At 72.2% G+C, this 13,529-nt stretch carries 14 protein-coding genes; 5 read left to right on the top strand and 9 right to left on the bottom strand.

Annotated features, from left to right (window positions below; all coding sequences use genetic code 11):
* The first annotated feature begins 28 nt into the window (after positions 1-28).
* The gene (locus tag ACFWYM_RS37975; protein ID WP_384847931.1) at positions 29-631 is read left to right on the top strand and encodes a DedA family protein; all 603 of its coding nucleotides are present in this window, start codon (positions 29-31) and stop codon (positions 629-631) included.
* On the opposite strand, the gene purB is transcribed toward ACFWYM_RS37975, so the two are convergent.
* Positions 628-2,070: an adenylosuccinate lyase gene (gene purB / locus ACFWYM_RS37970; RefSeq protein WP_384847782.1), complete on the bottom strand. Its 1,443-nt coding sequence runs from the start codon at positions 2,068-2,070 to the stop codon at positions 628-630. The genes ACFWYM_RS37975 and purB overlap by 4 nt on opposite strands.
* A 400-nt stretch (positions 2,071-2,470) precedes the next feature.
* Positions 2,471-3,250: an SGNH/GDSL hydrolase family protein gene (locus ACFWYM_RS37965; protein ID WP_384847779.1), complete on the bottom strand. Its 780-nt coding sequence runs from the start codon at positions 3,248-3,250 to the stop codon at positions 2,471-2,473.
* Between the two features lie 125 nt (positions 3,251-3,375).
* On the opposite strand from ACFWYM_RS37965, the gene ACFWYM_RS37960 reads away from it, so the two are divergent.
* Complete coding sequence (locus ACFWYM_RS37960) at positions 3,376-3,621, top strand: holin (RefSeq protein WP_384847776.1); 246 nt, start codon at positions 3,376-3,378, stop codon at positions 3,619-3,621.
* Between the two features lie 52 nt (positions 3,622-3,673).
* Here the strand turns inward: ACFWYM_RS37960 and ACFWYM_RS37955 are convergent, their stop codons facing one another.
* From ACFWYM_RS37955 to ACFWYM_RS37930, 6 genes are all read right to left on the bottom strand, one after another.
* On the bottom strand, positions 3,674-4,687 hold the full coding sequence (locus ACFWYM_RS37955; RefSeq protein WP_384847774.1) for a hemolysin family protein: 1,014 nt from the start codon (positions 4,685-4,687) through the stop codon (positions 3,674-3,676).
* A complete protein-coding gene (locus ACFWYM_RS37950; RefSeq protein ID WP_384847771.1) occupies positions 4,684-6,021 on the bottom strand; it encodes a hemolysin family protein in 1,338 nt (445 codons plus the stop codon). The genes ACFWYM_RS37955 and ACFWYM_RS37950 overlap by 4 nt, the downstream gene beginning before the upstream one ends.
* A 180-nt stretch (positions 6,022-6,201) precedes the next feature.
* Positions 6,202-6,630 carry a GNAT family N-acetyltransferase gene (locus ACFWYM_RS37945; protein ID WP_384847768.1) on the bottom strand — a complete coding sequence of 143 codons (429 nt, stop codon included), beginning with the start codon at positions 6,628-6,630 and terminating at the stop codon, positions 6,202-6,204.
* A gap of 74 nt (positions 6,631-6,704) precedes the next feature.
* Positions 6,705-7,604: a TIGR03621 family F420-dependent LLM class oxidoreductase gene (locus tag ACFWYM_RS37940; RefSeq protein ID WP_384847765.1), complete on the bottom strand. Its 900-nt coding sequence runs from the start codon at positions 7,602-7,604 to the stop codon at positions 6,705-6,707.
* A gap of 50 nt (positions 7,605-7,654) precedes the next feature.
* Positions 7,655-10,222, bottom strand: a complete 2,568-nt coding sequence (locus tag ACFWYM_RS37935) for an ABC transporter permease (RefSeq protein ID WP_384847762.1) — start codon at positions 10,220-10,222, stop codon at positions 7,655-7,657.
* 13 nt (positions 10,223-10,235) lie between these two features.
* Positions 10,236-11,063 (bottom strand): ABC transporter ATP-binding protein, encoded by an 828-nt coding sequence (locus tag ACFWYM_RS37930; RefSeq protein WP_384847759.1) that lies wholly within the window; start codon positions 11,061-11,063, stop codon positions 10,236-10,238.
* 222 nt (positions 11,064-11,285) lie between these two features.
* On the opposite strand from ACFWYM_RS37930, the gene ACFWYM_RS37925 reads away from it, so the two are divergent.
* The 3 genes from ACFWYM_RS37925 to ACFWYM_RS37915 all read left to right on the top strand — a co-directional run bounded on the left by ACFWYM_RS37925 (position 11,286) and on the right by ACFWYM_RS37915 (position 12,434).
* A complete protein-coding gene (locus tag ACFWYM_RS37925) occupies positions 11,286-11,513 on the top strand; it encodes an antitoxin (protein WP_384847756.1) in 228 nt (75 codons plus the stop codon).
* 37 nt (positions 11,514-11,550) lie between these two features.
* Positions 11,551-11,889, top strand: coding sequence for a fic family toxin-antitoxin system, toxin component (locus tag ACFWYM_RS37920; protein WP_384847753.1), 339 nt, complete (start codon positions 11,551-11,553; stop codon positions 11,887-11,889).
* A gap of 170 nt (positions 11,890-12,059) precedes the next feature.
* Positions 12,060-12,434 (top strand): VOC family protein, encoded by a 375-nt coding sequence (locus tag ACFWYM_RS37915; RefSeq protein ID WP_384847750.1) that lies wholly within the window; start codon positions 12,060-12,062, stop codon positions 12,432-12,434.
* Here ACFWYM_RS37915 and ACFWYM_RS37910 read toward each other — a convergent pair.
* Complete coding sequence (locus ACFWYM_RS37910) at positions 12,406-13,071, bottom strand: class I SAM-dependent methyltransferase (protein WP_384847746.1); 666 nt, start codon at positions 13,069-13,071, stop codon at positions 12,406-12,408. The two genes, ACFWYM_RS37915 and ACFWYM_RS37910, sit on opposite strands and share 29 nt — an antisense overlap.
* Positions 13,072-13,529: the final 458 nt, after the last annotated feature.

The following is a 13,529-nucleotide window of genomic DNA, read 5'->3' as shown; positions in this document are numbered from 1 at the left end:
CGGCATCGCAGGCTGGGCCGCCGGACTCATGGACTCCCTGGGCGCGGCCGGCGCCGGGGCCGCCATCGCCCTGGAGAACCTCTTCCCGCCGCTGCCCAGCGAGGTGATCCTGCCGCTCGCCGGATTCGCCGCGAGCCAGGGCGAGTTGAGCCTGCTCGCCGTCCTGGTGTGGACGACGGCCGGCTCGGTCGCCGGGGCGCTCGCGCTCTACGCGGTGGGCGCACTGCTCGGCCGGGAGCGCACCGTGGCGATCGCGGCCCGCCTTCCCCTGGTGAAGGTCGCGGACATCGAGAAGACGGAGCGCTGGTTCACCCGGCACGGCACCAAGGCCGTCTTCTTCGGCCGGATGGTGCCGATCTTCCGCAGCATGATCTCGGTCCCGGCGGGCGTCGAACGCATGGGCCTGCCCGTCTTCCTGGCCCTGACCACGGCGGGCAGCCTCATCTGGAACACGGTCTTCGTGCTCATCGGCCATGCCCTGGGCACCCGTTGGCACGAGGTGACGGACCTGGTCGGCCTGTACTCCAAGGCCGTGCTCGCCGTGGTGGCCCTGGCGGTGCTCGCCTTCGTCGCCCTGCGGGTGCGCAGGGCGGGCAAGGGCGAGCACCGGGCAGGCGTCGAGCGGAGCTAGAGGATCGCGCCCGGCGTGTACGCCGCCGCGTCCGGGTACTGCTTGGCGAGCTCCTCGATCCGCGCGACCACCGAGGTGACCTGGTCGCTCGCGGCGCCCGTGAACGACAGCTTGTCGGCCATGAGTTCGTCGAGCTGCGCCCGGTCCAGCGGGATGCGGGAGTCCGCGGCGAGCTTGTCGAGCAGCTCATTGCGCTCGGCACCCTGCTCGCGCATCGCGAGGGCCGAGGCGACCGCGTTCTCCTTGATCGCCTCGTGGGCCTCCTCGCGCCCGACGCCCGCGCGCACCGCGGCCATCAGCACCTTCGTGGTGGCGAGGAACGGCAGGTAGCGATCCAACTCACGGGCGACAACGGCGGGGAACGCCCCGAACTCGTCGAGCACCGTCAGGAAGGTCTCCAGCAGCCCGTCGAGCGCGAAGAACGCGTCGGGCAGCGCGACCCGGCGTACGACGGAGCAGGAGACGTCGCCCTCGTTCCACTGGTCACCGGCCAGCTCCCCGGTCATCGACGCGTAGCCGCGCAGGATGACGGTGAGCCCGTTGACGCGCTCGCAGGAACGGGTGTTCATCTTGTGCGGCATCGCGGACGAGCCGACCTGGCCCGGCTTGAAGCCCTCGGTGACCAGCTCGTGCCCGGCCATCAGCCGGATCGTCTTGGCGATGGAGGAGGGCGCGGCGGCGAGCTGCACCAGGGCCGTCACCACGTCGTAGTCGAGGGAGCGCGGGTAGACCTGGCCGACCGAGGTGAAGGCCGACTCGAAGCCGAGGTGGGAGGCGATGCGCTGCTCGAGCTCCGCCAGCTTCGCGGCGTCGCCGCCGAGCAGGTCGAGCATGTCCTGGGCGGTGCCGACGGGCCCCTTGATCCCACGGAGCGGATAGCGCCCGATGAGCTCGTCGAGCCGACGGAAGGCGACCAGCAGCTCGTCGGCACCGGTCGCGAAGCGCTTGCCGAGCGTCGTGGCCTGCGCGGCGACGTTGTGCGAGCGGCCCGCCATGACCAGCTCGCCGTACTCCGCGGCGAGCTTCCCGAGCCGGGCGAGCACGGCGACGGCGCGGCCGCGCACCAGCTCCAGGGAGAGCCGGATCTGCAGCTGCTCCACGTTCTCGGTGAGGTCGCGGGAGGTCATGCCCTTGTGGACGTGCTCGTGCCCGGCGAGGGCGTTGAACTCCTCGATGCGGGCCTTCACGTCGTGGCGCGTGACCTTCTCGCGCTCGGCGATCGAGGCCAGGTCCACCTGGTCGACGACGCGCTCGTAGTCGGCGATGGCGGAGTCCGGCACCTCGATCCCGAGGTCCTTCTGCGCGCGCAGCACGGCGAGCCAGAGCTGACGCTCCAGCTTCACCTTCTGCTCGGGCGACCAGAGGGTGGCGAGCTCGGCGGAGGCATAACGTCCGGCGAGGACGTTCGGGATACGGGGCTTTGCAGGCGCAGCAGTCACGTGCACGGATTCTACTGGGCGTTCGTGCAGGCCAGCGCCGCGGGCTTCTTCGTCGGAAGCTACGAGCCGGGCGGACCCATCAGCCCGTCCGGCGTTTGAGGACGAGGCGCGTCCAGCGCCGATGGGGGTCTAGGACCTGTCCGGCGGATCTTGCCGCGGTCGCGGGCTGTTCCACGCCGATCTGCGGCGTTGTCGTCGGTTGCCAACGCTCCGCGTTGTCGCCCTCCTCCGCCTTGCATCTCGACGCACCACAGCCCGCTCACCGGCGACGGACGGCACAGCTCGGAATCATGCGGCCTGATCCGCCGGACAGGCCCTAGGGGCGAAGCCCCAGGACGGCGCCCCAGGGCCGCGGGAGCGGCGGTTTCGGGAAGGGGCGGGATCGGGGAAAGGAGGAGCGTCAGGCCCCCGGCCCCTCATAAGGCAGCAGCTCGGCCCGCTTGGGCGGGCGGCCGTCACCGGAGGAGCGGCCGGTGAGGCGGCGGCCGATCCACGGGACCAGGTGCTGCTGGGCGAAGCGGACGTCGGCGACCCGGCGCATGGCCCAGTTCGGCGGCGTCGAGGGCGGCAGCGGGGCCCGCCAGTCCGACTCCGGTTCATGGCCGAGCGCCTGCCACACGGCCTCGGCGACCCGGCGGTGCCCCTCGGCGGTGAGGTGCAGCCGGTCCACGTCCCACATCCGCTGGTCCCCGAGGACGGGGGCGCCGTAGAGATCCACGACGAGGGCGCCGTGCTTGTCCGCGAGCTCCTCGACGTACGCGAAGAGCTCCTCCATGCGCGGGCGGAACCGCTGCTGCACCGGGCCGTTGCGGCCGGGGCTGCGCATCAGCACCAGCTGCTCGCAGGCGGGCGCGAGACGCTCGACGGCCTCGCCGAGCAGGGCGCGCACCCGGCCCATGTCGACCTTGGGGCGCAGGGTGTCGTTGAGCCCACCCACCAGCGTGATCACGTCGGCGCCCATGGCGGCCGCCACGTCCACCTGCTCGTCGACGATCTGCCCGATGAGCTTGCCGCGCACGGCGAGGTTGGCGTACCGGAAGCCGGGGGTGTGCGCCGCCATCCGCCCGGCGAGCACATCGGCCCAGCCGCGGTAGCTGCCGTCGGGGAGGAGGTCGGACATTCCCTCGGTGAAGGAGTCGCCTACCGCGACGAGACTGGTGTAGTTGGCAATTTTCTCCATGGCGGGGCCGATCGTAACCCGATGCCCTGGTGACGGCAGCTGACAGGTGGGGGAGGCGGCGGTATGCCAGGAGGGGAACCCGTACGCCTTCTGCGCCTCAGCCCCCTCACGAGAGCGAGCCCGCCATGTGGACCGCAGCCTTCTGGAAGGCCACCGCCGAACGCGCCATCCGTACGTTCGCGCAGGCGCTCGCCGCCGTGCTGGTCGCCGGGGCGACGAACCTGCTCGACGTGGAGTGGAAGGCGGCGTTCGCCACGGCCGGGTTCGCGGCCCTGCTCGCCGTGCTCACGGCCGTCGGCGCGGAGAACGTCGGCGGCCGCGGGCCCGGCATCACGGAGCGGCCCCGGGAGGCGGGCGAGCCGGTCCTCTGACCGGCCGGCCCGCACGCACCGCCGCCAAGCGGTCCGCCTCCGCCCACCGGCGTTACGCGCTCTGCCCGAACAGCTCCCGCAGCACGTCCTCCATGGTGACCATGCCCGCGAGGCGGCCGTCCGAGCCGAGCACGGCGGCGACGTGCGTGCGGCTGCCGCGCATCGCGGTCAGCACGTCGTCCAGCGGCGTGGACTCCCGTACGCGGGCGATGGCGCGCATGTCCGGGACGCGGAACGGCAGATCGCGCGGCGCCGCGTCCAGGGCGTCCTTGACGTGCAGATAACCGACGATCCTGCGGCCCTCGTCGACCACGGGGAAGCGGGAGAAGCCGGACTCGGCGGAGAGCCGCTCCAGCTGCTCGGGCGTGACACCCACGCGCGCGTAGACGACGCGCTCCAGCGGCAGCACCACGTCCCTGACCGGGCGGCGGCCCAGCTCCAGGGCGTCGTGCAGCCGCTCCTGCGCGCGGTCGTCGATCAGGCCCGCGTCGCCGGAGTCCTTGACCAGCCGGGCCAGTTCGTCGTCCGAGAAGGTCGCGGACACCTCGTCCTTGGCCTCCACCCGCAGCAGCTTCAGCAGGAAGCTGGCGAAGGCGTTGATCGCGAAGATCACCGGGCGCAGCGCCTTGGCGAGGGTGACCAGGGGCGGGCCGAGCAGCAGCGCGCTGCGCACCGGCTCCGCGAGCGCGATGTTCTTCGGGATCATCTCGCCGAGCAGCATGTGCAGATACGTCGCCACGGCCAGCGCGATCACGAACGAGATGGGGTGGACCAGGCCGTGCGGCACCCCGACCGCGTCGAAGACCGGCTCAAGCAGGTGCGCGATAGCGGGCTCGGCGACGACACCGAGGACCAGCGTGCACAGCGTGATGCCGAGCTGTGCCGCCGCCATCAGGGCGGAGACGTGCTTGAGGCCCCACAGCACGCTGGTCGCGCGCCGGTCGCCCTCCTCGGCATGCGGTTCGATCTGGCTGCGGCGCACCGAGATGAGCGCGAACTCGGCGCCCACGAAGAAGGCGTTGACGACGAGCGTCGCCAGGCCGATCAGCAGCTGGACGGCGGTCATCGGTCCTCCTCCTCGTCCTCGGCGGGCCCGTTCACGGGTGCGTGCAGCAGCACGCGGGCGGCCCGGCGCCCGGTGGCGTCCACCACGTCGAGCCGCCACCCGGCGACCTCGACGTGGTCCCCGACCTCGGGGATGCGGCCGAGCTCGGTGGCCAGCAGGCCCGCGAGCGTCTCGTACGGTCCGTCGGGCACCCGCAGGCCGACGCGCAGCAGCTGGTCGGTGCGGGCGGCACCGTCCGCGGAGTAGAGCGTGCGGCCCTCCGGGTCGGCCCCGGCGGCGGCCAGGTCGGGGGTCTCGTGCGGGTCGTGCTCGTCGCGGACCTCGCCGACGACCTCCTCGACGATGTCCTCCAGGGTGGCGACGCCTGCGGTGCCGCCGTACTCGTCGATGACCACGGCCATCGTGCGCTTCCCGGAGAGCCGGTCCAGGAGCCGGTCGACGGTCAGCGTCTCCGGGACGAGGAGCGGCTCGCGCATCAGCTCGGCCACGGGCCGCCGGGCGCGCAGCTCGGCCGGGACGGCCAGGACGTCCTTGATGTGGACGACCCCGACGACCGTGTCGAGGTTGCCCCGGTAGACGGGGAAGCGCGAGAGCCCGGTGGCGCGCGTCGCGTTGGCGACGTCCTCGCAGGTGGCGTGGGCGTCGAGGGCGACGACCTGGACGCGCGGCGTCATCACGTTCTCCGCGTCGAGGTCGGCGAGGTTCAGGGTGCGCATGAACAGCTCGGCGGTGTCCGCCTCCAGGGCGCCCTCCTTGGCGGAGTGACGGGCCAGGGCCACCAGTTCCTGGGGGCCGCGCGCGGAGGCGAGCTCCTCGGCGGGCTCGATGCCGAAGCGGCGCACGGCGCGGTTCGCGGTGTTGTTGAGGTGTGTGATGAAGGGCCGGAACACGGCGCTGAACAGGCGCTGCGGGGCGGCGACGCGCTTGCTGACGGCGAGCGGCGAGGAGATCGCCCAGTTCTTGGGCACCAGTTCGCCGACGACCATCAGGAACACCGTCGACAGGGCCGTGCCGATGACGAGCGCCACCGACGAGGACGCCCCTTCGGGCACGCCGAGGGAGCGCAGCGGACCCGCGATGAGCTTGGCGATGGACGGCTCGGAGAGCATGCCGACCACCAGGTTGGTGACGGTGATGCCGAGCTGCGCGCCGGAGAGCTGGAAGGTGAGCTGCCGGACGGCCTTGAGGGCCCCGGCGGCCCCGCGCTCGCCCCGCTCCGCGGCCCGCTCGAGGTCGCTGCGCTCGACCGTGGTGAGCGAGAACTCCGCCGCGACGAAGACACCGCAGGCCAGCGAGAGCAGCACCGCCACGAGGAGCAGGAGCACTTCGGTCATCGGGTCACCTCCGTCCCATGATCGGCCAGGGGACTGGGGAACGCGCGATGTCGAGGGGTACTGGGAGGCTCGCCCATGGGCGGACGCTCACACCTTTCGGTCGATGGGGGTGGGGGGTGGGGCTCACCCATGGTAAAGGAGCAGCAAAGGAGGCTCCGCCGACCTGCGTCGATGCCCCGGTCACGCCTCCGTGAACGGCTTGACCCAGCGGCTCCACTGCGGCTGCGGCGCATAGCCCGCCGCGCGCCAGGCATGGTGGGCCGGTTCATTGTCGTCCAGGACCATCGCGTCGCCCCGGCGGCCGCCGAGCGCCACGAAGCGCTCCTCGGCGGCGTCGAGCAGGGCGCCGCCCACGCCCCGGCGCCGCTGGTCCGGGTGCACGGCAAGACGGTAGAGCGAGGCCCGCCAGCCGTCCCAGCCGGCGATGACGGTGCCCGCGAGCTCCCCGTCCCGCTCGGCGAGCAGCAGCGCCTCGGGGTCGCGGGCGACGAGCCGCTCCACGCCCGCGCGGTCGTCGGTGATGCTGGTCCCCTCGGCGGCGACCTTCCAGAAGGCGAGCACGGCGTCCAGGTCGGCGGGGGTGGCGTGGCGTATGCGCAGTTCACTCATGAGGTCATCTCAACAGGAGGGCGGGCGGGGCCGCCCGGCTTTTCACGATCCGGACGCCTCACGAGGGCCCGGCCTCAGTCCCCGCTGAGCTCCTCGATCACCGGGGCGAGCGCCTCCATCGCCGGTTCGAGCACCGAGATGTACGAGAACCCGTACCGCTCCCGCTGCGCGCGCAGTTGCTCCGCCTGCTGCGCGACCGTCCCGATGAGGAGGATCGGCAGGTCGAGGATCTCGTCCTCGGTGAGGTAGGGGATCTTGTCGAGGGCGGCGCGGGCCGCGGCCCGGCGGTCGTCGGTGGGCACGACCATCTGGAGCAGCAGGTTCAGCTCGGCGGGTGCCGCTGTCGAACGGCGCTCCGCCGCGAACCGCCGGTACGCCGCGACGCGCTCGGCCACCTGTGCCGCCGGGAGCACGATGAGCTTGCCGCTCGGGTCGGCGGGGTCGGTGCGGGTGCCGTGGAACGCCGCGATGTCCGCGTGCGCGGCGGTCAGCCGCAGCATGCGGTCGCCGTGGCCGCCGATCAGATACGGGGGGCGGGGCCGCTGCGGCGACGGCGGCCGGAGCCCGGGGTCGGTGAGGATCCGGTCCAACTCCTCGACGGTGCGCCGCAGATGGGTCACGCGCTCGCCGGGCGTCCCGAACGGCAGCCCGGCCGCGTCGTGTTCGGCCTGCACATAGCCGGTGCCGAGGCCGAGCTCCAGGCGGCCGCCGGTGAGGGCGTCGGTCGTGGCCACCTCGCGGGCGAGCAGCGTCGGGTTCCAGAACCCGGCGTTGAGCACGAACGTGCCGACCCGGGGCCGCTCGGTCGCCTCGGCCGCGGCGACGACCGCAGGGAAGGGCGCGGGCAGGCCGAGGTGGTCGGGGACCAGGATGACGTCGTAGCCGAGGTCCTCGGCCCTGCGGCACTTCTTGCGCCACTCCTCGCCCCCGGTGGGGGTCATCATGGTGACGCCGAAGCGGAACGGACGGCTCATGAACTCACCTCGGAGAAACGGACGTTGAGCATGCGGAGGCCGTCAGTCCATCACTCGTGCGCGATCGCCGCCAGTACATTCATGCGGGATGCACGCAGTGCGGGCAGCAGCGCCGCCACGATCCCCACCACGACCGAGCCGAGGACCACCGCGACGAGCGTCGTCCAGGGCACCGCGAACTCCTTCATGCCCTGCAGCGCGAGCACCTGGCTCACGGCCACGCCCCACACCAGGCCGAGCGCGAGCCCGAGCACCGCGCCGAACACGGCGATCACCACCGACTCCAGGCGGATCATCCGGCGCAGCTGACGCCGTGCGAGGCCGATGGCGCGCAGCAGCCCGATCTCCCGGGTGCGCTCGACCACCGACAGGGCAAGGGTGTTGACCACGCCGAGGACCGCGATGACGATCGCGAGCCCGAGCAGCGCGTACACGAGGTAGAGCAGCACCGCGATCTGCTGCCGGATCAGCTCCTTGTAGTCGGCCTGGTCGAGGACGCGCACCTGCGGATACGGGTCGAGGGCGCGCTCCAGGTTCTGGCGCAGCGTGTCGGGGTCGGTACCGGCGGCGGCGTTGACCATGAGCGCGACGTCCTGGCCGCCCGGCACGTACTGCGTCATCGTCCCGTAGCCGACGAAGAGGCCGCCCTTCATGCCGGGGCCCTCGGCCTGGTCCTGGTCGGTGAGGGCGCCCACCGTCAGGCGCGCGGTGCGCTTGCCGGGGAACTCCACCGGGACGACGGAGCCGACGCGCACCCCGTGGTCGGCGGCGAAGTCCTTGTCCATGCCGATGTGTTCGGGGGCGAGCGCCGCGGCGCTGTCGCCCTGCGCGTATGTGAGGTGCACGACGTCGTCGAGGCGCGGACCGTAGCCCGCGGCCGCCGATGTGACGTGCTTGCCGTCCGGCAGCGTCACCTCGACCGTCGCGAAGCGCTGCCGCACGACGAGCCCGGCCCCCTTGGTGGCGTTCACCTTCCGGCCGACCTCGTCGGCGAACGGCGCGAAGGTGGTGGCGTTCTGCACCACGAAGTCGGCGCCCAGCGTCTTGTCGATCTGCCGGTCGAAGGACTTCGTCATCGACGCGCTGGCCACCGAGAGGCCGCCGACCAGGGCGAGCCCGATCATCAGGGCCGCCGCCGTGGCCCCCGTGCGGCGGGGGTTGCGCAGCGCGTTGCGCTGGCTCATCCGGCCGACCGAGCCGAACACGGCGGGGAACGCCGCGCCCAGGACCCGGATCACCGGGCGCACCAGGAGCGGCCCCGCGACCACGGTGGCGACCAGCGTCAGGGCGATGCCGACGCCGAGCAGCGAGGCCGCGGACGCGGTCCGGTCGGCCGCCGCGCAGCCCGCGAGAGCCGCGAGCCCCGCCCCGCCCACGACCGCCCCGGCGATCGCCCGCGTCCGCAACGGCCGCCCCACACCGGCGACTTCGGCGTCCGCGAGCGCGGCCATCGGGGAGACCTGGGCGGCCCGGCGCGCGGGCAGATAGGCCGCGACGAAGGTGACACCGACCCCCACCACGTACGCGGCGACGGGAGTCGCCACCCCGATGACCATCTCCGTCGACTTCAGGTTCATCCCGAACACGCCCATCAGCTCGATGAGCCCCACCGCCAGGCCGATGCCCGCGGCGAGCCCGAGCGTGGAGCCCACCACGCCGAGGAGCACCGCCTCGATCAGCACGGAGCGGCGCACCTGGCGGTGGTCGGCGCCGAGCGCGCGCAGCAGTCCGAGCTCGCGGGTGCGCTGCGCGATGAGCATCGAGAACGTGTTGACGATCAGGAAGATCCCGACCAGCACGGCGACCCCGGCGAAGCCGAGCATCACGTACTTGATGACGTCCAGGAACCCGCCCAGCTGGGCAGCGTCCGACTCGGCCTGCTCGGCGGCGGTCTTGAGGTCGTAGCCGGAGCCCAGTTCGGCGGCGACGCGGCGCTTGAGGTCCGGGTCGCCGACGCCCGGCGCCGCGTCCAGCGAGATGCCCGTGGCGGCCTTGGAGTCGCCGAGGAGCCGGCGCTGGGCGGTGGGGGTGTCGACGAACAGGAGCGCGGCCCCGGGGTTGGTCGTGGTGAAGGTGGCGATGCCGACGATCTCGACCTTGAACGAGCCGGGCCGGGCGAGGACGGTGAGGGTGTCGCCGATCTCCAGGTTCTTCTTGTCGGCGGTGTCGGCGTCGAGCATGGCCTGGCCCGCGCCGTGCGGGGCGTGGCCCGAGGTGAGCTTCACGGGGCTGCGGTCGGAGGCGTACCAGTTGGTGGCGATGGTGGGGGCGCCGGTGGTCGGGCCGACGGACTTGTTCTTCTTGTCGACGACGGTGACGTTCTCGACGGCGGCGTCGACGCGGGCGTCGGCGACCCCGTCCACCTTCGCCAGCCGCCCGGCGAGGCTCGCGGGCACCGTCGCCGTCTGCCCCGAGGGCAGCGTCTCGTCAGGCCCTTCCTTGGGGCTCACCGTCACATCGGCCGAGGTGGAGGCGAAGAGCCGGTCGAAGGTGCGGCTCACGGTGTCCGAGAAGATCAGGCTGCCCGCGACGAACGCCACGGACAGCACGACGGCCAGCGCGGAGAGCGCGAGCCGCCCCTTGTGCGCGAGGAAGCTGCGCAGGGTCGCCTTGAGCATGCGCGGCCGCCCCTCAGCCCTGCTCGCCCGGTCGCGGCGACTGCTCCTGCGCTTCCCGCCCGTCCGGCGGCGCACCGTCCTGAGCCGCCGCCACCGCGTGCACCACGTCGAACCGCTTCATCCGCTCCAGGACGGCCTCCGCGCCGGGCCGCGCCATCTCGTCGACGATCCTGCCGTCCGCGAGGAAGAGCACCAGGTCGGCGTGGGCGGCGGCGCCCGGGTCATGGGTCACCATCACCACGGTCTGGCCCAGTTCGTCGACGGCACCGCGCAGGAAGCCGAGGACTTCGAGGCCCGCCCGCGAGTCCAGGTTCCCGGTCGGCTCGTCCGCGAAGATCAGCTCGGGCCGCGAGGCGAGGGCCCGCGCACAGGCCACGCGCTGCTGCTGCCCGCCGGAGAGCTCGGCGGGCCGGTGCGTGAGGCGATCGCGCAGACCAAGGGTGTCGATCACATGCTCCAGCCACTTCGGGTCGGGGCGCCGGCCCGCGATGTCCATCGGCAGCGTGATGTTCTCCAGGGCGCTGAGCGTCGGGATGAGGTTGAAGGACTGGAACATGAAGCCGATCCGGTCGCGCCGCAGCCGGGTCAGCTCCCGCTCCCGCAGCCCCGTGATCTCGGTGTCGCCGAGCCACACCTGCCCTGCCGAGGCGCTGTCGAGCCCGGCCAGACAGTGCATGAGCGTGGACTTGCCGGAGCCGGAGGGCCCCATGACCGCGGTGAAGCGCCCGCGCCCGATCTCCACGTCGACGGCGTCGAGGGCGAGCACGGTGGTCTCACCGGAGCCGTACGCCTTGGTCAGCCCGCGGGCTCGGGACGCGGCGCGGGAATCTGATGTGGACAAGGCGTCCTCCCGGGGCAAGATCGCGCCAACTCCCGTACTCTGGAAGGGAGTCGGCCAAGGTACGCAGAGGGTACGGGGCGCGGCGGGGGACCGGTATCCGTCCGAGGTCGGGCGTCGAGGCGCATGTAAGGGCCACGATCCCGCCGCGGGACACAGAGCATGTCATCGTGCGCCGTCCAGGCGCCCTTGCCGGTGCTAGCGTCCCGGCGCTAGCTTGACAACATGGCGAAGACTCAGCTGAACGTACGGGTGGACGAGGACACGGCCCGGACAGCCCGCGAGCGCGCGCTGTCGAGGGGCATGAGCGTCAATCGCTACATCGAAGAACTGGTGAAGCAGGACGCGGGCGAGATGGGGCACACGTTCGTGGATGCGGCCGCCGACTTCATGAAGCAGTACGAGTCGGTGTTCGCGGAAGAGTTCGGCACCGGGCGCGAAGGTCGTCGTTGAGCCGTTGAACCTCAGAATCGATCTTGCCTGGCTCTTGATGATCGCCGAACACAAGACCCCCGGCGACCCGCAGGTCACCGACTGGGGCGCCCTCGTCGCCGCCGTCAGCAGGCACGATGCGGAGATCTTCGGCATGCCCGTCTACGAGACCCCGCACGACCGCGCCGCCGCCCTCCTCCAACTCCTCCTGCACGTCCCGGCACTTGAGCGCTCGAACGCCCTGTTCGCCACGTCCGTCGCCTACGCATACCTGGTCGCGAGCGGCCTCAAGGTGGTCACGTCACCGGAGCAGGTGCGCGACCTCGCGCGCGTGGTGAAAGAGGAAGACGTGAGCGTGCACGACATAGCGGAACAACTGCGCCAGTGGAGCCTGTGAGCCCACGAGCCCTCCGGGCCCCGAGCCGCCCCGGGCCCCCGAGCCCCCCCCAAGCCCCCCGACCCTTTCGCCTTCTCCACCGATGAGTTCCGGTCCAGGCCCCAGTCCTCCTTCATGCATGACCCGTACCGAGCCCGCACCGGGCTCACGGACCAGGAGGAGTGGATCCCTTGCCTGCAGCCATCCAGTCGATCATCCTGACCCCACATCTCAACCGACTCGCTGCCTTCTACCGCGCCCTGCTCGGCGCCGAGGAGACCAATCGGGTACCCTCACAGGGCCCGACGTTCTTCGTCGAACTGCGCATCGGCGCAGGAGAGTTGGGCCTGGTGGCGAACGAGAAGGTGGAGATCGGCACGGACCAGCGGCTCCTGATCAGCGTGACGGTCGAGGACGTGGACGCCCTCCTCGGCCAGGTCGAGCGGCTGGGCGGCCAGGTGCTCGGCCCGCCGAACGACATGCCGTGGGGCCAGCGGGTCGCGCACATCAAGGACCCGGACGGCAACCGCGTGAACCTCAGCCAGCCTCTGGAGCAGTCTCCCTAGGCCGCCGGGCAACGCCCCGCACACAGTACGAGCTGGGCACACGGGGCCCCTTCGGCGGAACCAACACCCGCTCGTACGCACCCAGTTCGAACCCGGCATCCTCAAGAGCACCCACAATGTCCCGCCCCGAGTGACAGCCGCCGAACAGCAGCGGCCACACGGTCGCGTCCAGGGCTCGCTGAGCCAGCACCATCGAACCACCGGGCGCCCGGCCATGTTCGAAGAACCGCAGCTCACCCCCGGGCCGCAGCACCCGCCGCAGCTCGGCGAGCGCCCGGGGGAGGTCTCGCACGCTGCACAGCACGAGCGAGGCGACGGCGGCGTCGTACGCCTCGCTCTTGAGGGGCAGGGCCTCGGCGACGCCCGGCACCACGTCCACCGGGACCTCGGCGCGCCGCCCCGCCTCGGCCGCCAGCGTCCGCAGATGGCGCTCGGGTTCGATGGCGACGACCTCGCTGACCGAGGCCGGATAGTGGGCGAAGTTCAGCCCGTTGCCCGCGCCGACCTCGATGACCCGCCCGGACAGGCCGGACAGGAGCGCACGACGGTGCGGCCCGACGACCGCTTCGGCGCGCGGGCTGAAGCGGGCATAGAGACGGGCGAAGACAGGATGGTGGACGGGTTCACGTGGTGCCATGGGAACTCCTTGGCGGACCGTCGCCCCGACTCCCGGACAGACCGGAGGGGCCGAAAAGACCCAGGGGCGGTTGGAAGTCCCTTCCCCCGACGACGACCACCTCGAAACCGCGCGGGCCATGGATCCCCCACCGGCGGCCCGCAGCCGGGCGACGGCGCAAGGGGCGGGGACGCGGCTACGGGCCCGCAGGCGGGCGACCGGCGCAAGGGTCTACTGGCGGGAAGGGGTGACGGCCTGCAGCCGGGCGACGGCGCAAGGGGTGGGGACGCGGGTACGGGCTCGCAGGCGGGCGACCGGCGCAAGGGCCTACTGGCGGGAAGGGGTGACGGCCTGCAGCCGGGCGACGGCGCAAGGGGTGGGGACGCGGCGGTATGTCCGCCCGCAGTACAGCACCCCACCCAAGCCAGTACTCGTGAACTCGTCCGGCGCCCCCGGCTTTTCGAGGACGGACATACCGC

The organism is Streptomyces sp. NPDC059009 (assembly GCF_042740175.1).
Lineage (GTDB): Bacteria > Actinomycetota > Actinomycetes > Streptomycetales > Streptomycetaceae > Streptomyces.
This window is presented reverse-complemented; position numbering and strand designations above follow the sequence as displayed.